General features: G+C 61.7%; 19 protein-coding genes. 7 read left to right on the plus strand and 12 right to left on the minus strand.

Going from position 1 to position 20,680, the window contains the following annotated elements; genetic code table 11:
• From BFP99_RS03155 to BFP99_RS03165, 3 genes are all read right to left on the minus strand, one after another.
• On the minus strand, positions 1-372 hold a 372-nt coding region (locus BFP99_RS03155), incomplete at its 3' end, for an AMIN domain-containing protein (RefSeq protein ID WP_141690747.1).
• A 15-nt stretch (positions 373-387) separates the two neighbouring features.
• Positions 388-858, minus strand: a complete 471-nt coding sequence (gene tsaE, locus BFP99_RS03160; RefSeq protein WP_027604903.1) for a tRNA (adenosine(37)-N6)-threonylcarbamoyltransferase complex ATPase subunit type 1 TsaE — start codon at positions 856-858, stop codon at positions 388-390.
• The gene (locus tag BFP99_RS03165) at positions 846-1,706 is read right to left on the minus strand and encodes an NAD(P)H-hydrate dehydratase (protein WP_065946606.1); all 861 of its coding nucleotides are present in this window, start codon (positions 1,704-1,706) and stop codon (positions 846-848) included. The genes tsaE and BFP99_RS03165 overlap by 13 nt, the downstream gene beginning before the upstream one ends.
• A 63-nt stretch (positions 1,707-1,769) precedes the next feature.
• On the opposite strand from BFP99_RS03165, the gene queG reads away from it, so the two are divergent.
• On the plus strand, positions 1,770-2,834 hold the full coding sequence (queG, locus tag BFP99_RS03170) for a tRNA epoxyqueuosine(34) reductase QueG (protein WP_065946607.1): 1,065 nt from the start codon (positions 1,770-1,772) through the stop codon (positions 2,832-2,834).
• Here the strand turns inward: queG and BFP99_RS03175 are convergent.
• On the minus strand, positions 2,831-3,448 hold the full coding sequence (locus tag BFP99_RS03175) for a trimeric intracellular cation channel family protein (RefSeq protein WP_175403002.1): 618 nt from the start codon (positions 3,446-3,448) through the stop codon (positions 2,831-2,833). The two genes, queG and BFP99_RS03175, sit on opposite strands and share 4 nt — an antisense overlap.
• A gap of 171 nt (positions 3,449-3,619) precedes the next feature.
• Positions 3,620-4,162 carry an oligoribonuclease gene (gene orn / locus BFP99_RS03180; protein WP_010213620.1) on the minus strand — a complete coding sequence of 181 codons (543 nt, stop codon included), beginning with the start codon at positions 4,160-4,162 and terminating at the stop codon, positions 3,620-3,622.
• Positions 4,163-4,270: 108 nt separating this feature from the next.
• On the opposite strand from orn, the gene rsgA reads away from it, so the two are divergent.
• Both rsgA and BFP99_RS03190 read left to right on the plus strand, forming a co-directional pair.
• A complete protein-coding gene (rsgA, locus tag BFP99_RS03185; protein ID WP_065925631.1) occupies positions 4,271-5,302 on the plus strand; it encodes a small ribosomal subunit biogenesis GTPase RsgA in 1,032 nt (343 codons plus the stop codon).
• 286 nt (positions 5,303-5,588) lie between these two features.
• Positions 5,589-5,984: a type II toxin-antitoxin system PemK/MazF family toxin gene (locus BFP99_RS03190; RefSeq protein WP_065925632.1), complete on the plus strand. Its 396-nt coding sequence runs from the start codon at positions 5,589-5,591 to the stop codon at positions 5,982-5,984.
• A gap of 62 nt (positions 5,985-6,046) precedes the next feature.
• Here the strand turns inward: BFP99_RS03190 and motB are convergent, their stop codons facing one another.
• On the minus strand, positions 6,047-7,063 hold the full coding sequence (gene motB / locus BFP99_RS03195; RefSeq protein WP_065946608.1) for a flagellar motor protein MotB: 1,017 nt from the start codon (positions 7,061-7,063) through the stop codon (positions 6,047-6,049).
• Positions 7,064-7,066: 3 nt separating this feature from the next.
• A complete protein-coding gene (gene motA / locus BFP99_RS03200) occupies positions 7,067-7,918 on the minus strand; it encodes a flagellar motor stator protein MotA (RefSeq protein ID WP_053139364.1) in 852 nt (283 codons plus the stop codon).
• 167 nt (positions 7,919-8,085) lie between these two features.
• On the opposite strand from motA, the gene BFP99_RS03205 reads away from it, so the two are divergent.
• From BFP99_RS03205 to asd, 3 genes are read left to right on the plus strand one after another with little or no spacing between them, the layout of a single operon-like run.
• Complete coding sequence (locus tag BFP99_RS03205; RefSeq protein WP_065925634.1) at positions 8,086-9,621, plus strand: HDOD domain-containing protein; 1,536 nt, start codon at positions 8,086-8,088, stop codon at positions 9,619-9,621.
• A 58-nt stretch (positions 9,622-9,679) separates the two neighbouring features.
• On the plus strand, positions 9,680-10,495 hold the full coding sequence (locus tag BFP99_RS03210; protein ID WP_065946609.1) for a rhodanese-like domain-containing protein: 816 nt from the start codon (positions 9,680-9,682) through the stop codon (positions 10,493-10,495).
• 16 nt (positions 10,496-10,511) lie between these two features.
• Positions 10,512-11,372, plus strand: coding sequence for an archaetidylserine decarboxylase (gene asd / locus BFP99_RS03215; RefSeq protein ID WP_003171334.1), 861 nt, complete (start codon positions 10,512-10,514; stop codon positions 11,370-11,372).
• Positions 11,373-11,421: 49 nt separating this feature from the next.
• Here asd and serB read toward each other — a convergent pair whose 3' ends face one another.
• Positions 11,422-12,636 (minus strand): phosphoserine phosphatase SerB, encoded by a 1,215-nt coding sequence (serB, locus tag BFP99_RS03220; RefSeq protein ID WP_065946610.1) that lies wholly within the window; start codon positions 12,634-12,636, stop codon positions 11,422-11,424.
• A 133-nt stretch (positions 12,637-12,769) separates the two neighbouring features.
• On the opposite strand from serB, the gene BFP99_RS03225 reads away from it, so the two are divergent.
• A complete protein-coding gene (locus BFP99_RS03225) occupies positions 12,770-14,302 on the plus strand; it encodes an AhpA/YtjB family protein (RefSeq protein ID WP_065946611.1) in 1,533 nt (510 codons plus the stop codon).
• 241 nt (positions 14,303-14,543) lie between these two features.
• Here the strand turns inward: BFP99_RS03225 and BFP99_RS03230 are convergent, their stop codons facing one another.
• The 4 genes from BFP99_RS03230 to parE form a co-directional block, all read right to left on the minus strand.
• A complete protein-coding gene (locus tag BFP99_RS03230; protein WP_027604914.1) occupies positions 14,544-15,254 on the minus strand; it encodes a PqiC family protein in 711 nt (236 codons plus the stop codon).
• Positions 15,255-15,427: 173 nt separating this feature from the next.
• Positions 15,428-17,692: a DNA topoisomerase IV subunit A gene (gene parC, locus BFP99_RS03235; RefSeq protein WP_065925637.1), complete on the minus strand. Its 2,265-nt coding sequence runs from the start codon at positions 17,690-17,692 to the stop codon at positions 15,428-15,430.
• A gap of 73 nt (positions 17,693-17,765) precedes the next feature.
• The gene (locus BFP99_RS03240; protein WP_065946612.1) at positions 17,766-18,761 is read right to left on the minus strand and encodes an esterase-like activity of phytase family protein; all 996 of its coding nucleotides are present in this window, start codon (positions 18,759-18,761) and stop codon (positions 17,766-17,768) included.
• Positions 18,761-20,665 (minus strand): DNA topoisomerase IV subunit B, encoded by a 1,905-nt coding sequence (parE, locus tag BFP99_RS03245; protein ID WP_027604917.1) that lies wholly within the window; start codon positions 20,663-20,665, stop codon positions 18,761-18,763. Before parE ends, BFP99_RS03240 begins: the two co-directional genes overlap by 1 nt.
• Positions 20,666-20,680 lie beyond the last annotated feature (15 nt).

Below are 20,680 nucleotides of genomic sequence, written 5' to 3' on the forward strand. Positions count from 1 at the left end.
CAGCCGGTTGCCGTATTGGGCGTTTGGCGCCAGGGAGAAGCTTTTCGGGGTCACGACCTTTTTCAGGTCGATTACCACCCGCAGGTCGGTCGGCGTGCGCTGCGCCGAGCGCATGGCGGTAATCGGCGTGTTGGCGGTGGACACGTTCAACGGCGCGGCCAGGGTCGCACCATTGATGTCGATCACCAGGCGATCGGGCGCCGTGAGGGTAAAGACACTGTGCTGGACCGGGCCAGACAGGTCGAACACCAGTCGCGTGTTATCCGGCGCTCGCCACAGGCGAACACTCTTCACCTGTGAAGCAGCCAGAGCATTGACAGTCATTGCCGCAAGCAACACCCCTACGACAGCAACCAACGCGCGAAAGCGCATACCTAACCCCACCAATTATTTGAATTCCAAAGCCAGAGCGGCGCACCACGACTCACCGCGCGCGCCCTGGGGCAACAACTTCAGCTGACGTCCGTGATCATGCGGCGTAATGGTAATGGTCAGGTCCGGCTTTGGCAAAAAGCCTGTGCCTTTATCTGGCCACTCAATCAGGCACAGCGCATCTTCATCGAAGTAATCACGGATGCCCATGAATTCGAGTTCTTCGGGATCCACAAGGCGGTAGAGGTCGAAATGGAAAGCCCGCACTGCGCCGATCTCGTAGGGTTCAACCAGGGTGAACGTGGGACTCTTGACCGCCCCGGTGTGGCCCAACCCGCGAATGATCCCCCGGGACAGCGTGGTCTTGCCCGCCCCCAGGTCGCCTTCAAGAAAGATCAGCCCTGACCCGGCCGTGACCTGGGCAATACGCTGACCTAACGCCACCATGGCGTCTTCATCGGCCAGGAAAAGAATTACTTCAGACACGGCGACTGTTCCTCCAGCAATTGACGAATGGCGGGTATCAGGTCGCTGGCGGCCAGCCCGCGACCAAAGCTGCCCTGGCGATCCCCTGCCGTGGCGTGCAACCAGACGGCCAGGCAGCTGGCTTCATAAGCCGGCATGCCCTGGGCCAGCAGCGCACCTACCAGGCCGGCCAAAACGTCACCGAGGCCCGCCGTCGCCATCGCCGGATGGCCTTGGTCACAGCGTGAAACGCGCCCGTCCGGGCTGGCAATCAAACTGCCAGCACCCTTGAGGATAGCCACTGCCTTGAATTTCTGACTCAACGCGCGCGCCACCTTAAGACGATCGGCCTGAACCTCGGCTGTCGAAATACCCAACAAGCGCGCCGCCTCCCCAGGATGCGGAGTGATCACGCAATGGGCCGGCAGGCTCACACTGCCAGTCGCCAGTTGATTGAGTGCATCGGCATCCCAGACCTGCGGCTGCCGTGCATTGGCTGCAACAGACAACAGGCTTTTACCCCAGGCGGCTTCGCCCAGGCCGGGGCCAATGACGATTACCGAGATTTTTTCCAGCAAGCCCATCAACTGGTTGGCCGAACTCACGCCGACGCTCATGACTTCCGGCAAACGGGCCAGCGCGGCCGGCACATGCTCAAGTCGAGTGGCCAGGGACACCATGCCCGCGCCACTGCGCAGGGCACTTTCGGCACTCAACAGCGCGGCACCGCCAAAGCCCCGGTCGCCGCCAATCATCAACAGGTGGCCGAACTGGCCTTTATGGGCGTCCGGGGAACGCGCAGCCAGTTGCGGCAAATGGCCGTGCAACAAAGGCTGAACGTCGGTTATTTCGTGTTTTGTCTGCGGCATGCGTCTTCAAGCTCCGATGTCTGGCAGAATTATACGCATCTAACCTGTGGTTTCCCGTGTCTCATGCCCGCTATTACCTCCGATCTGCCCGCCCTCGCCCAATCGATCAAGGACTGGGGCCGCGAGCTGGGCTTTCAACAAGTCGGCATCAGCGGCCTGGACCTGGCCGAGCATGAACAACATCTGCAACGCTGGCTCGACGCGGGCTACCACGGCGAGATGGACTACATGGGCGCCCATGGCAGCAAACGCTCGCACCCGGACGAACTGGTGCCGGGTACCCTGCGCGTGGTGTCGCTGCGCATGGATTACCTGCCCGGCGACACGCAGATGGCGCAACTGCTGGCAAAACCGGAAAAAGCCTACATCTCGCGCTATGCCCTGGGCCGCGACTACCACAAGCTGATCCGCAAGCGCGTGCAGCAGTTGGCCGACCGCATCCAGGCGCAGATCGGCCCTTTCGGCTTTCGCGCCTTTGTCGACAGCGCGCCCGTGCTGGAAAAGGCCATTGCCGAACAAGCCGGCCTTGGCTGGATCGGTAAAAACACCCTGGTGCTCAATCGCAAGGCCGGCAGTTATTTCTTCCTCAGCGAACTGTTTGTCGATTTGCCGCTGCCCGTGGATCCACCCCACGCCACGGAGCACTGCGGCCGCTGCACCGCCTGCCTGGATATCTGCCCCACCAACGCGTTTGTCGGCCCCTATGTGCTGGACGCCCGGCGCTGCATTTCCTACCTGACCATCGAACTCAAGAGCGCCATCCCTGAAGACCTGCGCCCGCTGATCGGCAATCGGGTATTCGGCTGCGATGACTGTCAGATCGTTTGTCCGTGGAATCGTTTCGCGCGACCCACTGCCGAGAGCGATTTCACGCCACGGCACAACCTGGATAACGCAGAACTGGCGGAGCTGTTCATGTGGGATGAGGATAAATTCCTCAGCAGTACCGAAGGCTCACCGTTGCGCCGTGCCGGTTACGAGCGCTGGCTGCGCAACCTGGCGGTGGGCCTGGGCAATGCGCCGTCGAGCATTCCGGTGCTGGAAGCCTTGAAGGCACGCCGGGATTACCCGTCGGAGCTGGTGCGCGAGCATGTGGAATGGGCGCTGAACCAGCACGCATCGCGCTAGTGCACGTCGTCGTTGTAGACGAACTTGGGCATTTCCCAGTGAAACCGGATCGCCAGCAGGCGCAATAGAAAGCCGCTGAACAGGGTCAGTAGAATCGCCTGCTCGCTGGGCAGTTCCAGGTAGAGGCACAGCAGGTAAAACCAGGCGGCGAGGAATGACACGCTGGCGTACAGTTCACGGCGGAAGATCAGCGGAATGTCGTTGCAGAAGATATCCCGCAGAATGCCGCCGAAGACGCCGGTGATCACCCCGCTGACCGAGGCCACCAGCATGCCGTGGCCCATTTCCAGGGCGGTCATGCAGCCGATCAAGGTGAAAGCAACCAGGCCCACGGCATCCAGCGCGAGGAACAGCGAGCGCAGGCGACGCATCAAGGGTGCGATAAAGATCGTCACCAGCGCCGCGATGGAGGTCAGCACCAGGTATTCCGGATGCTTGACCCACGTCAGCGGGTAGTGGCCGAGCAATACATCACGTACCGAGCCGCCGCCCAACGCCGTCACGCAGGCGATCAGCACCACACCAAACCAGTCCATGCCGCGCCGGCCGGCGGACAACGCGCCGGTCATGGCTTCGGCGGTGATGGCGATGAGGTAGAGCATCAGCAGCATGATGGCGATCCTTGTAGTGAGCGGGCTTGCCCCGCGCTGGGCTGCGCAGCAGCCCCAAATACTTGGCGATGATATCTATAGGGAGAAATGCGGCAACGGCAGTGGGCCGCTACGCAGCCCAGCGCGGGGCAAGCCCGCTCACCACAGGAAGCCCGGACACGGTAAGAAACCGTTTCAAGCCTTGATGAAATGCTTGCGGTAATGCTGCAGCTCGGCGATCGACTCGCGAATATCATCCAGCGCCAAGTGCGTGCTGCCTTTATGGAAGCTGTCCTTGACCTCCGGCGCCCAGCGCGCAGCCAGTTCCTTGAGCGTGGACACATCCAGGTTGCGGTAGTGGAAGTAGCTTTCCAGCGCTTTCATATGGGTATAAAGGAAGCGACGGTCCTGACAGATGCTGTTGCCGCAGATCGGCGACTTGCCCTTGGGCACCCACTTCTCCAGGAAGGCAATGGTTTCGGCTTCGGCTTCGGCCATGCTGATGCGGCTGTCACGCACACGCTGAGTCAGGCCGGAGTTGCCGTGGGTGCGGGTGTTCCACTCGTCCATGGTGGCAAGCACGGCGTCGCTGTGGTGGATGGCGATCACCGGACCTTCGGCCAAGGTGTTGAGGTTGCTGTCGGTGACAATGGTCGCCATCTCGATGATGACGTCGGTGTCAGGGTTCAGACCGGTCATTTCCAGATCGATCCAAATCAGGTTCTGTGGGTTTTGCATGGCTTGATTCTCTTGGCACCTTGGCGTAGCTGCGCAGTTTAGCAGGCGGGGCCGTGCTAGACTCGCGACCGTTTTACCCAACCTTTGCATTATCGACACGGAACACCAATGGCCAAACGCCAGCTCAATCGTCGCCAAAACTGGCGCATCGAAAAGATTCAAGGTGAACGCGCCGCCCGCGCCGCCAAACGTGAATCCTCCGCCGTGGAAGCGCTCGAGGGCGGCGACCTGGGCCCCGAACAGACGGGCCTGGTAATTGCGCACTTCGGTGTGCAGGTCGAAGTCGAGGCGCTGGAAGGCGAACTCGCGGGCCTGGTGTTCCGCTGCCACTTGCGTGCCAACCTGCCTGCGCTGGTCACCGGCGACAAGGTGGTATGGCGCGCCGGCAACCAGGGCATCGGCGTGATCGTCGCCCAACTGCCGCGCAGCACCGAACTGCGTCGCCCCGACAGTCGTGGCCAGCTCAAGCCGGTAGCGGCCAACGTCGACATGATCGTGATCGTGTTTGCACCGCTGCCCGAGCCCCATGCCAACCTGATCGACCGCTACCTGGTGGCAGCCGAGCATGCCGGCATTCGCCCGTTGTTGCTGCTGAACAAATTCGACCTGATCGACGAGCAGAATGCCCCCGCGCTCAACGCGCTGCTGGCGGTCTACCGCACCCTGGGCTACCCGGTGCTGGAAGTCTCGGCCCATCACGGCAATGGCATGGAACAGCTGCAACAGCAGTTGGACGGACGTATCAGCGTCTTTGTCGGCCAGTCGGGCGTGGGCAAATCCTCGCTGGTCAATAGCCTGCTGCCGGAAGTCGATACCCGCGTGGGCCCGCTGTCGGAGCTGTCCGGCCAGGGCACCCACACCACTACCACGGCGCGGCTGTTCCACTTCCCGGGCGGCGGTGAGTTGATCGACTCCCCGGGCATCCGTGAATTCGGCCTCGGCCACGTCAGCCGCAGCGACGTGGAAGCTGGCTTTATCGAATTCAACGACCTGATCGGCACCTGCCGCTTCCGCGATTGCAAACACGATCGCGAGCCGGGCTGCGCCCTGCTCAAGGCCCTGGAAGACGGCCGCGTGCAGCAGCAGCGGATGAACAGCTATCGGTCGATTATTGCGAGCTTGCCGGAAAGCAGTTATTGAGCAGGCATTTCCTGATACATATAAATGGAGACGTAAAGCACCCTGCTCCATTGATTTAGCGGGAGCTGGCATCAAGAATTCGGCACAACTGGGTGGCTCACCGACGCAAGCCAGCTTGAATTCGACATTCCTGATGCCCATAATCGCTCCGTCACCAGCGCAGGCTGGCAGGAGTCTGGATCCTTTTCGGGGTTGATCCAGCGGCGCAGAAGGGGCGATGCAAGCTCCACTGCGTGTCGAATGAAGCCGCCTTCGGGCGGCTTTGCTTTTTGTGGGGAATTGACGATTGACTCTCTACTATCATCCCAAACAAGGCGATGTGCTGCTTTGTGACTTCACCCGCGGCTTTGTGGCCCCGGAGATGCTCAAGATCCGCAAGGTGGTGGTGATATCCCCTACAGCCACCCACAAGCGCAAACTCTGTACCGTTGTACCGATCTCCTCTACCGCGCCGGAGATCCAGTACGACTGGCATCACCTGCTTCGTACAAATCCACTTCAATCCGATGGCTACAAAGAGCTGTGGGTGAAGTGCGACATGATTTATACCGTCAGCTTCGAGCGCCTCGACAAGCTGCATAGAAAGACCCGATCCAAAGGACGAGAATACTTCGTGCCACGCTTGGGCACCGACGACATGCAAGGCGTGATCAGCGGGGTCAAGGCCTATCTACCACTCTGAGTAGAAATGAAAACGCCCCGATCAGTCGGGGCGTTTTCATTGGTAGACAAGCTGTATATGGCTTAGGACCCCGTCGCCGGCGCCGTGGGGTCTTTCACGCCGCCATCATCAAACAGGTTCAGCTTCTGCCGCAGCTCATGGGCCGGCAATGGCTCCTGGCCGGGCGGGATGGCATGTGGGTCGGCCGGCACTTCACCCGGCGCACCTGCTCCCGGGGTCGGTTGTGGTGGCGGCTGATCGCCTTCAATCGCACGCTGGGCCTTTTTGGTCAGCACCACGATATCGATGCGGCGGTTGATCGGGTTGAACGGATCCTTCGCATCAAACAGTTGCGAGGACGCAAACCCCACCACCCGCGCCACTTGCGGGTCGGGATAGCTGCCGGCCACCAGCACACGACGCGCGGCGTTGGCACGGTTGGCGGAAAGCTCCCAGTTGCCGAAGTCACCCTGGCCCGCGTAAGGCTTGGCATCGGTGTGGCCGCTGATGCTGATCTTGTTCGGCACCGCCTTGATAGTGTCGGCCATGGCCAGCAGGATGTCTTCAAAGTACGGTTTCAAGCGTGCGCTGCCAGAGTCGAACATCGGCCGGTTGGCGGCGTCGGTGATCTGGATACGCAAGCCATCCGGGGTGATCTCGAACGAAATCTGATCCTTGAACTTCAGCAGTTGCGGGTTTTCCTCCACCTTGTTTTGCAACTCTTGCAGCAACAGCTCAAGACGTTCCTGCTCGACCTGCTCGGCCATGGCTTCGACGGTATCGCGCTCGATCGGGATTTTTTCCTGCGGTGCTTCGGTCTTGACTTCCGGGTTGATGGTGCGCTCAGGCGCCAACTGCGGCGAACCGCCCAGGTCGATCACAAAGGGCGTGCCGCTTTCCGAGAAGCCAATCGGGTCTTTGAAGTAGCCGGCAATGGCGATCTTCTGTTCGGGCGTGGCGGTGGACATCAGCCACAGCACCAGGAAGAACGCCATCATCGCCGTGGCAAAGTCGGCGAAAGCGATTTTCCAGGCGCCGCCATGGTGCCCCGCAGCGAAGCGCTTGACGCGCTTGATGATTATCGGCTGGTTGTTTTCCATGGCTTAGCGACCGCGAACCGCTTGTTCCAGCTCGGCGAAGCTTGGGCGATGCTTCGGGTACAGCACCTTGCGACCGAACTCCACCGCCAACGAAGGCGGCATGCCGGAAGCGGACGCCACCAGGCTGGCCTTGATCGATTCGTACAGGTTGATTTCTTCCTTGGCATCGTGGGCCAGGGAGGTCGCCAGCGGGCCGAAGAAGCCGTAGGCCGCGAGAATACCGAAGAAGGTACCCACCAGCGCCGCACCTACGTGCATGCCGATAGCCGCCTGGTCACCTTCCCCCAGGGAAGCCATGGTTACCACGATACCCAGCACCGCCGCGACGATACCGAAGCCGGGCATGCCGTCGGCTACACCGGTCACGGCATGGGAAGGATGCTCCAATTCTTCCTTGAGGCTGAACAATTCCATGTCGAACAGGCCCTCAAGCTCATGGGGAGCCATGTTGCCGGAGGACATGATGCGCAGGTAGTCACAGATGTAGGCGGTCATGCGCTCATCTTTGAGCACGGCCGGGTACTTGGCGAAAATCGGGCTGGCCGCGGCGTCCTCGATGTCGGCCTCGATGGCCATCATGCCTTCGCGGCGGCTCTTGTTGAGGATCTCGTAAACCAGGCCCAACACTTCCAGATAGAACGTGTGGGTGAAACGCGAACCGAACATGCCCAGCGACTTCTTGATCACGTGCATGGTCATGTAGCCGGGGTTCGCCTGCAGGAAGGCACCCAGTGCCGCACCACCGATAATCATCACCTCGAAAGGCTGGATCAGTGCCGCAATTTTACCGTGGGACAGGACGTAGCCGCCGAGCACGCTCGCGAAGACGACGATAATGCCGATAATTTTAGCCATAGGAGATGAGTACTTGCGCCGTCGGGTTCATGGACATATTTGGGGGAACTGGAAAACTCTTGTTCTACTTATCGGCAAAACTGCGCCAGACTATAGCCCGTTAAGGCGAAAAGCCAGTTCGGCCCGCTCCGGGTGTGTTGACCGCAAGTGATGATCGCGCCCCAATCATGGCTAATGAAACGACAGTCCCAACTGCAAAACCTGCTTCTCTAGCCGCTTGGATCAAGCGCCTGGACGAAGTGCTGCTGCCTGTTCCACAGGCCAGCCATGACCGCGTGTGCAAAGCCATCCGCGATAGCCGCAGTTCGTTGCGAGATATTGCCGAGCTGATGCAAAACAGCCCGGCCCTCGTACTCAGCGTCATGCGCGAGGCCAACAGCCACACCCATGGCAGCCTGACGGCGCCGGCGGAAAACCTCGAAGTGGCGCTTAACCGCCTGGGCCTCAAACGCGCCGAGGAACTGCTGGCACGCCTGCCGTCAGTGCCGGCCCATGAAATTCCCGTAGCGCTGCGCCAGTTGCTGCTGGTCAGCCAGCACGCCTCGCAACAAGCCAATGGATTGTTCGGCAGTCGCCTGGCGCGGCTGTGGCAGGACATTCATTGGGGCAGCCTGCTGTTTCTTTCACCGATGTGGCCGATGGCCGTTGCCTACCCCAAGCTCCTGGAAGAATGGGAACTGCGGGTCATCCACAAGGGCGAGTCGGCACGCAAGGTCGAACAGGCATTGTTCGGCGTGCGCCTGCTGGACCTGTGCCTCGGCCTGACCGAGACCTGGCACCTGCCGATCTGGGTGTCCCAGGGGTATACCTTGCTGCGGACCGAGCAGCGCTTGCTGGTCAAGGCCCTGCACATCGCCCGCGAAGACGACCCTCTTCGTCACCAGCAACTGCTCGACGCCGATCCCAACCTGCGCCGCTGGTTGAATCAGCCGGCCAATACGGTACTGCTGGCCAACGGCCTGGCGATGTCGGCCCAGGAGTCCTGGACCTGCCCGCACACCCAGCGCTGGCAATACCTCACCGCGTTGTACCTGCAACAGCCCCTGGGCGAAGTGCAGCAACAGGTCCACCAGCAAGCCGTCACCAGTGCCCGCGACACCTTGATGCCCGATCTCTGGCACCCGGCGCTGTCGCTGATCTGGCCGTGGCATGTACACAAGATTCATCGCGGCCTGTTACCGGCACCACCGCCCACCGCCGAAGCCCTGGCCGTCTGGCGCAAGCGTTGTACCGAACTGCTGGTGGAGCCGAGCCGTTTTGCCAACGCCATGCATTTGACCACGTGCGCCAAGGAAGCCCTGGTGGCCAGCGGCATGCAGCGCGTCCTGTTATTTATGGCCGATCGAGCCCTGAGCACCTTGCGTGTGCATCAGGCCGACGGCCTGCCGAAGGACGCCGCCAACCTGAGCCTGGAAGTGGTCAACAGCACGCTGCTGCAGCGCCTGCTGGAAAAGTCCGCCCAGGTGCGCCTCACACCGGAAAACCACGCCCAGTTCTCGGCACTGCTGCCGCCGATCCTGCGCCGCCTGTTCACCGGCGAGCACCTGTTGTTGCGCTCCATGAGCTGCAACGGTCGGGTGGTGATGGTGATGGTCGCCGACCAGGGCGGCGGGCCATTCTCGGAAACCACCGTGCAGGCCTTCGGTAAAACTGCCCAATGCATCGAGAAAGCCCTGCACAGCTTTACCAACCGCAGCGCTTGATGCTTGCGCTACAATCGCCGTCCTTTAATCGCCAACATTTGTGCCCAGGAGACCTCACATGCCTGACTTCTCTGGCTTGCCGCTGGTGATCGAGTCCAGTGACCTGCTCGCTCAACTGGATGCCGAACACCTGATTCTGGTGGACCTCACCAGTGCCGCCCGCTACGCCGAAGGGCACATCCCCGGCGCGCATTTCGTTGACCCCAAGCGCACCCAGCTGGGCCAGGCGCCGGCACCCGGCCTGCTGCCCGGCAAGGCCGAGCTTGAGAAACTGTTCGGCGAACTGGGCCACACGCCCGACGCCACCTACGTGGTCTATGACGACGAAGGCGGTGGCTGGGCCGGGCGTTTCATCTGGATGCTCGATGTGATCGGCCACCAGAAATACCACTACCTGGATGGCGGCCTGCTGGCGTGGCTGGAGGGCAAGCACCCGCTCTCCACCGACGTGCCCGTCCCGGCCGGCGGCCCGGTCAGTCTTACGCTGCACGATGGCCCCACCGCCACCCGCGAATACCTGCAAAGCCGTCTTGGGGCTGCCGACCTGGGCATCTGGGATGCGCGTGGCCCGCTGGAATACTCCGGCGAGAAAGTCCTCGCGGCCAAAGGCGGCCACATCCCCGGCGCGGTGAATTTCGAGTGGACTGCCGGCATGGACAAGGCGCGCAACCTGCGCATTCGCCGCGACATGCCGCAGATCCTCGAAGACCTCGGGCTGACCAAAGACAAAGAAATCATCACCCACTGCCAGACTCATCATCGCTCTGGCTTCACCTACCTGGTGGCCAAGGCGCTCGGTTATCCGCGAGTCAAAGGTTATGCCGGTTCCTGGGGCGAATGGGGCAACCACCCCGACACCCCCGTCGAGATTTAAGGTTTAAGGACAGTCAATGAAAAAGCAGTTGTTTATCCTCAGCCAGTACCTGCTGCCGCACCACCTGCTGTCGCGGTTGGCCGGCTGCATCGCCGAGTGCCGCGTGCGCTGGTTCAAGAATGCCTTCACCACGTGGTTCGCCAAGCGCTATCAAGTGGACATGTCCCAAGCCCTGGTAGAAGACGTGACCGCTTACGAGCACTTCAACGCCTTCTTCACCCGCGCCCTGAAAGACGGTGCTCGCCCACTGGACCAGACCCCTGGCGCAGTATTGAGCCCAGCCGATGGCGCAGTCAGCCAGCTTGGCCCCATCGAGCACGGTCGTGTGTTCCAGGCCAAAGGCCACAGCTTCAGCGTGCTGGAACTGCTGGGCGGCGATGCAGCGGTCGCTGCGCCGTTCATGGGCGGCGATTTCGCCACCATCTACCTGTCGCCGAAGGACTACCACCGGGTGCATATGCCACTGGCCGGTACCCTGCGTGAAATGGTCTACGTACCTGGGCGGATTTTCTCGGTGAACCAGACCACCGCCGAAAACGTGCCGGAGTTGTTCGCGCGTAACGAGCGTGTTGTCTGCCTGTTCGACACCGAACGCGGCCCGATGGCCGTGGTATTGGTCGGTGCGATGATTGTGGCGTCGATTGAAACCGTATGGGCCGGCCTGGTGACTCCGCCGAAGCGCGAGCTGAAAACCTTCCGCTATGACGAAGCTGCGCGCGCGCCGATTCACCTGGAGAAGGGTGCGGAACTGGGTCGCTTCAAGTTGGGCTCCACTGCGATCGTGCTGTTCGGGCCGGATCAGGTGAAGTGGGCAGAAGAACTGGTGGCGGGTTCGCCGGTGCAGATGGGCCAAGGCATCGCTTTACCTAAAGCCTGACGCCGAACCCAATGTGGGAGGGGGTTTGCTCCCTCCCACATTTAGTCAGTTACAACTGACCGTCGCGGTCGCGAAAGCCCAGCAGATACAGCACGCCATCCAACCCCAAGGTCGAAATCGCCTGCTTGGCCGATTGCTTGACCAATGGCTTGGCGCGGAACGCCACCCCCAAACCAGCAATTGCCAGCATCGGCAAGTCGTTGGCGCCGTCACCGACCGCAATGGTCTGCTCTAGACGCAAACCTTCCTTGTGGGCCAATTCCTTCAGCAGGTCCGCCTTGCGCTGCGCATCGACAATCGGCTCGACCGCGACGCCGGTCACCTTGCCATCCACCACTTCCAATTCGTTGGCGAACACATAGTCGATGCCCAGCCTGGCCTGCAATTGCTTGGCGAAGTAGGTGAAGCCACCCGACAGGATTGCCGTCTTGTAGCCCAGGCGCTTGAGTTCGGCAAACAGGGTTTCGGCGCCTTCGGTCAGGCGCAGCGACGCGCCGATGGAGTCCAGCACGTTCACGTCCAGGCCCTTGAGCAAAGCCAGGCGCTCCTTGAAGCTGGCGCGGAAATCCAATTCCCCGGCCATGGCGCGCTCGGTGATTTCGGAAACCTGCTCACCCACGCCGGCCGCCTTGGCCAACTCGTCGATAACTTCGGCTTCGATCAGCGTGGAGTCCATGTCGAACACCGCCAGGCGGCGATTGCGACGGAAGAGAGAGTCTTCCTGGAAGGCGATATCGACATTCAGCTCCTGGGCCACGCTGAGGAATTCGGCGCGCAGGGCTTGCGGGTCGGCAGGCTCACCGCGCACGGAGAACTCGATGCAGCCCTTGCCCTTGTCGGCCGGGGTGTCCAATGGCATGCGCCCCGACAGACGGTCGATATGGTCGATGTTCAAACCATACTGCGCGGTAATAGAGCTGACGCGCTGCAGCTGTTCGGCGGTGACCTTGCGGGTCAGCAGCGTCACGATATGGCGCTTCTTGCCCTGGCCGGCCACCCACTGCTGGTAATCCGCTTCGGACACCGGGGTGAAACGCACCTGCTGATCGAGCTTATACGCCGTAAACAGGATGTCCTTGAGCACCGATGAGGCCTGCTCGGTGCTGGGGATTTCCACCAGGATGCCGAACGACAGCGTGTCGTGGATCACCGCCTGGCCGATGTCGAGAATGTTCACACCACCTTGGGCCAGAACGCCGGTAATGGCTGCGGTAAGACCTGGGCGGTCTTCACCAGTGATGTTAATCAGGACAATTTCGCGCAAGGCGCACCCCCAGGCTGGAAAAAAACCGCATTCTACCCACTTTCAGTGACCATCGGGCACAGCCAGCGCTTTGCCGGTCTTGGGCCTGTCGCTATACTGCGCGTCAACTTCACGGACCAAGAGCCGAGCTCAAGTGAACCGGCCCACGCCAGTAAAAACCGACAACTTCTTCCTGCTGATCTTCCGGGCACTGCGCCACCGCCGTGTACCGATCGCATTACGCATCGCCAGCCATAACGTGATCCTGGTCGCATTGGCCCTGGTGATCTACGCCTGCGTGATGGGTTTGCAATTCAAGCAGGCCATGCACGAGCAGGCCGACGCCCTGGGCGAGAGCCTGACCACGCAGACCGCCACTTCGGCGACTGAGCTGCTGGTGTCCAACGACATCCTCAGCCTCAACGTGCTGCTCAACAACCTGACCAAGAACCCGCTGGTGGCCCATGCTGCCATCTACAGCGTGGACAACCGCATCATGGCCGAAGCCGGGCAGCGCCCGAAAAACGGCCTGTTGGGCGAAGCCGAAGGCCTGTACCAGAGCAATATCACGTTTCAGGATGTGAAGGCCGGCCAACTGCGTATCAGCCTCGACATGCAGCAGTTCCAGCAGCCGATGACCATCAGCCTGCAAAGCATGGGCATCCTCAGCGCCATCCTGCTGGCATTGGCCCTGGCCCTGAGCCTGCGCCTGGGGCGGCATATCTCCACGCCGCTCATGCAACTGCGCATCTGGCTGCGGGACATCGACGAGCACACCCCGGCAACCGACCGCCAGGATGAAATCGGCGACCTTGCCCGCCAGCTGCACGCCAGCTTCGCCCCGGAACCGGTGGTGCCCGAGGTCGAGCCAGAGCCTGAATACGACGACACCGATTACGACGAAGAGCCCGAGTTCGAAGTGCGCAACCTGCGTGACCCGGGCTTCGACGAGCGTCCGCCGGTGGCGGGCCTCAAGCCGGCACCGCGCCATGCCTTCAAGGCCGAAGAAGACGAGCTGGACGATGAAGACCCCTTCGCCGACCTGCGCGATACGTCAGCCGACAGCCCCGCAATCGCCCCCAAGGCGGCGCCGGTACGCAGCAGCGAGCCGCAGTACAGCGCTGTGCTCGCCGTGCAATTGGGTGCCCAGGACCAATTGCGTCGCCTGCCCCGCGCACGCCTGACCGAACTGCTGGAGCGCTACCGCGACTGCCTCGACCAGGCCGCCTCGCTGTACCAGAGCGAACTGCACACCCTGAACGACGGCAGCACGCTGATGCTGTTCCACAGCGAAGACAGCGGCGAAGATTACCTGACCAATGCGATTTGCTGCGGTGAGTTGCTGCGCGCCCTGGGCCATGAATTGCAGATCGAAGTCGCCGACAGCGGGATCACCCTGCAACTGCAACTGGGCCTCACCGTGGGCGACGACCTGTTCGGCATGAGCCAGATCGACCTGCTGCTGACTGAAAACGCCCAGGACGCACTGGCCTTGTCCCAACACAGCCGCAACCTGCTGCTGGTCGAGCGCAAGATCAGTGAAGACACGCTGATCCGCCAGCGCGCGCGTATCCGCCCGATTGCCAGCCCTGAGGGGGCAAGCTGCGTGGAGCGGTTGATGGAGCCGTATCCATCGATGCTGGAGCGGCAGTTGGCACGGATGCACGAGACCCGCGCAAAGCCCTGAAGCACACCGCCGGACTAATGTCTCCTGTAGGAGCGAGCTTGCTCGCGAAAAACGTCAACGATAACGCGTTGTTCCTGAATGAACGCGGCGCCTGTGAGTTTTTCGCGAGCAAGCTCGCTCCTACAAAAAACATTAGGGCTTGCCCCCTCCCACATTTGGATCTCAACAAGCCTCAAGTCAATCGCAGATAAGCAAAAAGGCCCGCTGATTCAGAGGGCCTTTTGTTTGTGTGGCATTCAGATCAGAACCTGAACACTTCCATATCCGTACGGATCGGCGTAGCCATCGGCATCTTCGGCTTTTGCGGCTCTGCCGGCTTGGCCTGTACCGGGGCCGACTTACGGGGCGCCTCGGCGATGGGGGGCTGGTTGGCCAGGGGCTTGAGGGCCACCGACAACTGCTGCGCCAATTGCTGCAGCAGCACGCCCTGGGCCTGAACCTGGGACGCGGTGGTGCCGGCATGTTCTTCCTGCAGGTGCACGATGCGGTTATCACGCACCTGGCCGCGACGGTCGATCAAGCGCCATTGCGCATCGAGGATCGCCGGTTGCGATTTACCGGAGTCGAGCCGGGTAATGGTCAGCAAGACCTGCACATCCGGGCTGAAGCCGGTTGGTGCGGGCGCCAGGACCACACGCTGGCTGTCCAACTGACCGGCCACCTGACGCAACATCAACTGGTTGATGTCAGACGATAAACTGCCTGCCCAACGACCATCGGTGGAACCTTGCAGGCTTCCATCGTTCTGACGTTGCAGCAGGGTTTCGCGTTGCAGGTAGTCGGCGACGACCACCGGCCCGAGCAAAACGGCCATGCCAGCGGTCTGGGCTGGCTGAGCTGGACTTCCGCTGTCCAGCTGGTACAGCGACACAGGCTGGTGTGTGCTGCAACCCGCCAACCCCAAAAGGCCAGCGAGCATCAAAAATAGAGGAACGCGTGGAGCAGTCATCATCCCATCCAGGTGGCTGCCACAAGGCGAACCACAATGTAATACTAAAAATAACCTAAACACGCTCGGCCACGCCGGCGCTGGAAAGGCCATATCATCCGTGAATATGCGCCATGACTCCAGCGCCAAAGCGTCGATCTACGCTTTAAATCGTAGATCGAGGGCTCTAATACGCCTTAAACCGGCGTTTCCACCAGCAAAGCATCCACACGCTGGAAGCCGCGAGGCAGTTTATTACCGCGACGACCACGCTCGCCCTTGTAGTGTTCGAGGTCGTCGGGGCGCAATGACAACGTGCGCTTGCCGGCCTGGAGCACCAGGGTGGCACCTTCCGGGATCACCGCGATGTCGGTCACGTACTCTTCGCGACTGGCCACCCGCTCGCCGGGAATACCAATAATCTTGTTGCCCTTGCCTTTGCCCAACTGCGGCAGATCGCTGATCTTGAACACCAGCAAGCGCCCTTCGGTGGTCACCGACGCCAGCCAGTTGCCTTCGCGGTCTTCCACCGGACGCGGCAGGATGACCTTGGCGTTGTTCGGCAGGCTCAACAACGCCTTGCCCGCCTTGTTCTTGGCCTGCAGGTCTTCACCCTTGACCACGAACCCGTAACCCGCGTCGGAAGCGATCACATACAGAGAATCGTCATCCGGCAGCAGCACACATTCAAAATTCGCCCCAGGTGGCGGCGTCAGGCGACCGGTCAACGGCTCGCCCTGCCCCCGCGCCGATGGCAAGGTATGGGCCGGCACCGAATAACTGCGCCCGGTGGAGTCAATAAACACCGCAAACTGGTTGGAGCGCCCGGCGGCGGCAGTCTTGAAGCCATCACCGGCCTTGTACGACAAGCCAGTGGCGTCAATATCATGCCCTTTGGCTGAGCGAACCCAACCCTTTTCCGACAGAACGACGGTAATTTTCTCGTTCGGCAGCAGTTCGGTCTCTGTCAGCGCCTTGGCTTCGGCACGTTGCACGATTGGCGAACGGCGGTCGTCGCCATAGGTTTCGGCGTCCTTGATCAACTCGCTGCGCACCAGCTTCTTCAGCTTGGCTTCGCTGCCCAGCAGGGCTTGCAGCTTGGCTTGCTCCTTGAGCAGCGCGTCCTGTTCGTCGCGCAGCTTCATCTCTTCCAGGCGTGCCAACTGACGCAAGCGGGTGTCGAGGATGTAGTCGGCCTGGATCTCGCTCAGCTCGAAGCGCGCGATCAGCTCAGCTTTCGGGTGCTCCGCGGTACGGATGATGTGGATCACTTCATCCAGGTTGAGGTAGGCAATCAGCAAGCCGTCCAACAGGTGCAGGCGCCGTTCGACCTTGTCGAGGCGGAACTGCAGGCGGCGGCGTACGGTTTGTATCCGGAACTCCAGCCACTCGACCAGCAGGTTGCGCAGGTTTTTCAACTGCGGCTTGCCGTCCAGGCCGATGATATTGACGTTGACCCGGTAGCTGGACTCCAGCTCAGTGCTGGCAAACAGATGCTGCATCAGCACTTCGTGGTCGACCCGGCTGTTAGTCGGGATGATCACAATACGGCATGGGTTTTCGTGGTCGGACTCGTCACGCAAGTCAGCGACCTGGGGCAATTTCGACGGCTTGGCCTGCATCAGCGCGGCAATCTGTTCCAGCACCTTGGCACCGGACACCTGGTGCGGCAGGGCGGTGACGATAATGTCGCCGTCTTCGATGTGATACACGGCGCGCATGCGCACCGAGCCCTTGCCGGTTTCGTACATCTTCAGCAGGTCGGCGCGCGGCGTGATGATTTCCGCTTCGGTCGGGTAATCCGGGCCCTGGATATGCTCGCACAGCTGCTCGACCGTGGCCTTGGGCTCATCCAGCAAGCGTACGCATGCGGTGGCGACTTCGCGCAGGTTATGCGGCGGTACGTCGGTGGCCATGCCGACCGCGATACCGGTGGTGCCATTGAGCAGGATATTCGGCAAACGTGCGGGCAACACCAGGGGTTCGTCGAGAGTACCGTCAAAGTTCGGTCCCCAGTTCGCGGTACCCTGGCCCAGTTCGCTGAGCAACACTTCCGAATAGCGCGACAGGCGCGCCTCGGTGTAACGCATGGCCGCGAAGGACTTGGGATCATCCGGCGCACCCCAGTTACCCTGGCCGTCGACGAGGGTGTAGCGGTAGCTGAACGGCTGGGCCATCAGCACCATGGCTTCGTAGCACGCCGAATCGCCGTGGGGGTGGAACTTACCGAGCACGTCACCGACGGTACGCGCCGACTTCTTGTGCTTGGAATCGGCGTCCAGGCCCAACTCACTCATGGCGTAGATGATGCGCCGCTGTACGGGCTTGAGGCCGTCGCCGATATGCGGCAATGCACGGTCCATGATCACGTACATGGAGTAGTTGAGGTAGGCATTTTCGGTGAAGTCAGCCAGCGACCGGCGTTCTACGCCATCTAAGCTGTCTGCGAGGATGTCACTCATGCGGGCCTCATCATTGTTTGGTAAGGCGCAGCGGAAATGCCGCCGCGCCGGATCGATTCAAAAAAGTAGCGGCTCATGGCTGGGCGCTCCAGCCGCCAGCGGGGGCGGCAAAACGATAGACCATGGGGCGTTTTTCACCATCGGCGCGGGGGCCGAAATTATTGTCGATGCCCAGCCAGGCACCGTCTGCGTCCACCACCAGGGCTTCGGCCAGGCCATAGGGCTGGGCGTAACGCCGCTCGGGCGTCAGGGTTTCGTCGGCGAACGACCAGCACAGCTCGACCTTGGCCGTGACCGTATCGCGCCGGCAGATCTGGAACGCATTGCGCTCCAGGGTAAACAGCTTGCCGTTGAACAGTGACAGATCGGCGAAATCCTTGGACACCGCCTTGGCACCGACGAACTTGGCCGGCTGCATCTCCTGGCCGGCCTCGCTCAGCAACACGCAAGGGCCGTCGCAATCCCACAGGCTTTGCGGGCGCTTGATGGAGATGAGGCCGCGCCGCTCACGCTCCGCAGCCAGCCAGATCTGATTGCCCTCGGGGTTGATTGCCAGGCCTTCGAACAACGCATTGAAGTGCAGCAACATGCCACTGGCCCGGGCTTCACGCACCATGCCCGGGGCGATCTTCAACCATTCAGGCGCACCGCTCACCGGTACTTGCAGCACCGCCGCATGGGCTTCGCTGACAATGTAGCGATTGCCGGCGGCATCGCAGGTGATGCCTTCGAAATCCAGGTCGCCGCCGCGAATGAACGACGCAGCCTTGGTGCGCGAACGCAGCCCCCAGGGCAGCCCGGATTCCGGCACCGGCGGCACATCGATGCTTACCGCTTCGGCTTGCCAGGTCGGCGCACGGGTATCGAGACGGTAGATCTGGTCGTCATCACGATCGGAAACCGTCCACAGCTCCTTGCCACACAGCGCCAGGCCCGACAGGTTCCCGCCGCGCATGCCGTCCACCGGGTGTTCGGACACCAGCTTGAGCTCAGCCACGGGCGCGGCAACTACCGAAGTGGCCACCAGCCCGCTCAACATCAGGATCGCCAGGGCGACACCTGTGCGCATCAGCCCAGGACCTCAGCCAGGTTGCCCTTGGATTCCAGCCAGGACTTGCGGTCCGGCGCGCGTTTCTTCGCCAGCAGCATGTCCATCATTTCCGAGGTGGCGGCGAAGTCTTCCAGGGTCAACTGCACCAGGCGCCGGGTGTTGGGGTCCATGGTGGTCTCACGCAGTTGCGGCGGGTTCATTTCACCCAGGCCCTTGAATCGGGTGACCTGCGGCTTGCCACGCTTCTTCTCGGCCACCAGGCGGTCGAGAATGCCATCGCGCTCGGCTTCGTCCAGGGCGTAGAAAATCTCCTTTCCCAGGTCGATCCGGTACAGCGGCGGCATGGCGACGTAGACGTGACCGGCATCCACCAACGGACGGAAGTGCTGCACGAACAACGCGCACAGCAGGGTCGCGATGTGCAGGCCGTCGGAGTCGGCGTCGGCGAGGATGCAGATCTTGCCGTAGCGCAGTTGGCTCATGTCGGCTGCGCCTGGGTCGACGCCGATGGCCACGGCAATGTTGTGCACTTCCTGGCTGGCAAGGACTTCGCTGCCATCGACTTCCCAGGTATTGAGGATCTTGCCGCGCAACGGCAGGATCGCCTGGAATTCCTTGTCCCGCGCTTGCTTGGCGGAACCACCGGCGGAGTCACCTTCGACCAGGAACAGCTCGGAGCGCATCGGGTCCTGCCCGGCGCAATCGGCCAACTTGCCCGGCAATGCCGGGCCCTGGGTAATGCGCTTGCGCTCGACCTTCTTGCTGGCCTTGAGGCGACGGCCGGCGTTGTTGATCGCCAGTTCCGCCAGGGCCAGGCCCAGTTCCGGGTGCTCGTTGAGCCACAGGCTGAAAGCATCCTTGACCACACCGGAGACAAACGCCGCCGCTTCGCGGGACGACAGGCGTTCCTTGGTCTGGCCGGAGAACTGCGGCTCTTGCATTTTCATCGACAGCACGAACGCAATGCGCTCCCACACGTCTTCCGGCGCCAGCTTCACGCCACGCGGCAGCAGGCTGCGGTATTCGCAGAATTCGCGCATGGCATCCAGCAGGCCCTGGCGCAGGCCGTTGACGTGGGTGCCGCCCTGGGCGGTGGGGATCAGGTTGACATAGCTTTCCTGCACGCTGTCGCCGCCTTCGGGCAGCCACAGCAGCGCCCAGTCGACGGCTTCCTTGTTGCCGGCCAGGCTGCCGCAGAACGGCTCGTTGGGCAGGCGTTCGAAATCACTGACGGAGTCTTCCAGGTAGGAACGCAGGCCGTCTTCGTAGTGCCACTCGACTTTCTCGCCAGTGCCTTTGTCTTCAAAGGTCACCAGCAGGCCCGGGCACAATACGGCCTTGGCCTTGAGCACGTGCTTGAGGCGGCTGATGGAGAATTTCGGCGAATCGAAGTACTTAGGGTCCGGCGCGAAGTACACGCTGGTGCCGGTATTGCGCTTGCCGACGGTACCGATGACCTGCAGGTCGGTGGCTTTGTAGCCATCGGCGAAGGTCATCTCGTACTCGTTGCCGTCGCGCTTGACCTTGACCCGCACCAACGTGGACAGGGCGTTGACCACGGAAATACCCACACCGTGCAAGCCACCGGAGAACTGGTAGTTCTTGTTGGAGAACTTGCCGCCGGCGTGCAGCTTGGTGAGGATCAGCTCGACGCCCGACACACCCTCTTCCGGGTGAATGTCCACCGGCATGCCGCGACCATCGTCGGACACTTCCAGGGAGTGGTCGGCGTGAAGAATGACGTGCACCGACTTGGCGTGCCCGGCCAAGGCTTCGTCGACGCTGTTGTCGATGACTTCCTGGGCAAGGTGGTTCGGCCGGCTGGTGTCGGTGTACATGCCGGGGCGTTTGCGCACCGGGTCGAGGCCCGAGAGGACTTCGATGGCGTCGGCGTTATAAGAGCTAGCGCTGGGAGTGGCCATGGGGTCTCGTCGTGA

The sequence above is a fragment of the Pseudomonas sp. 1 R 17 genome, from assembly GCF_900067035.1.
Classification (GTDB): Bacteria; Pseudomonadota; Gammaproteobacteria; order Pseudomonadales; family Pseudomonadaceae; genus Aquipseudomonas; species Aquipseudomonas marginalis.

What these genes read in the sequence shown, in the direction of transcription:
- BFP99_RS03165 (WP_065946606.1), bottom strand. Translation starts at nt 1,706, where the DNA reads ATGCCGCAGACAAAACACGAAATAACCGACGTTCAGCCTTTGTTGCAC.
- queG (WP_065946607.1), top strand. Translation starts at nt 1,770, where the DNA reads ATGCCCGCTATTACCTCCGATCTGCCCGCCCTCGCCCAATCGATCAAG.
- orn (WP_010213620.1), bottom strand. Translation starts at nt 4,162, where the DNA reads ATGCAAAACCCACAGAACCTGATTTGGATCGATCTGGAAATGACCGGT.
- rsgA (WP_065925631.1), top strand. Translation starts at nt 4,271, where the DNA reads ATGGCCAAACGCCAGCTCAATCGTCGCCAAAACTGGCGCATCGAAAAG.
- motB (WP_065946608.1), bottom strand. Translation starts at nt 7,063, where the DNA reads ATGGAAAACAACCAGCCGATAATCATCAAGCGCGTCAAGCGCTTCGCT.
- motA (WP_053139364.1), bottom strand. Translation starts at nt 7,918, where the DNA reads ATGGCTAAAATTATCGGCATTATCGTCGTCTTCGCGAGCGTGCTCGGC.
- BFP99_RS03205 (WP_065925634.1), top strand. Translation starts at nt 8,086, where the DNA reads ATGGCTAATGAAACGACAGTCCCAACTGCAAAACCTGCTTCTCTAGCC.
- BFP99_RS03210 (WP_065946609.1), top strand. Translation starts at nt 9,680, where the DNA reads ATGCCTGACTTCTCTGGCTTGCCGCTGGTGATCGAGTCCAGTGACCTG.
- asd (WP_003171334.1), top strand. Translation starts at nt 10,512, where the DNA reads ATGAAAAAGCAGTTGTTTATCCTCAGCCAGTACCTGCTGCCGCACCAC.
- BFP99_RS03230 (WP_027604914.1), bottom strand. Translation starts at nt 15,254, where the DNA reads ATGATGACTGCTCCACGCGTTCCTCTATTTTTGATGCTCGCTGGCCTT.
- parC (WP_065925637.1), bottom strand. Translation starts at nt 17,692, where the DNA reads ATGAGTGACATCCTCGCAGACAGCTTAGATGGCGTAGAACGCCGGTCG.
- BFP99_RS03240 (WP_065946612.1), bottom strand. Translation starts at nt 18,761, where the DNA reads ATGCGCACAGGTGTCGCCCTGGCGATCCTGATGTTGAGCGGGCTGGTG.
- parE (WP_027604917.1), bottom strand. Translation starts at nt 20,665, where the DNA reads ATGGCCACTCCCAGCGCTAGCTCTTATAACGCCGACGCCATCGAAGTC.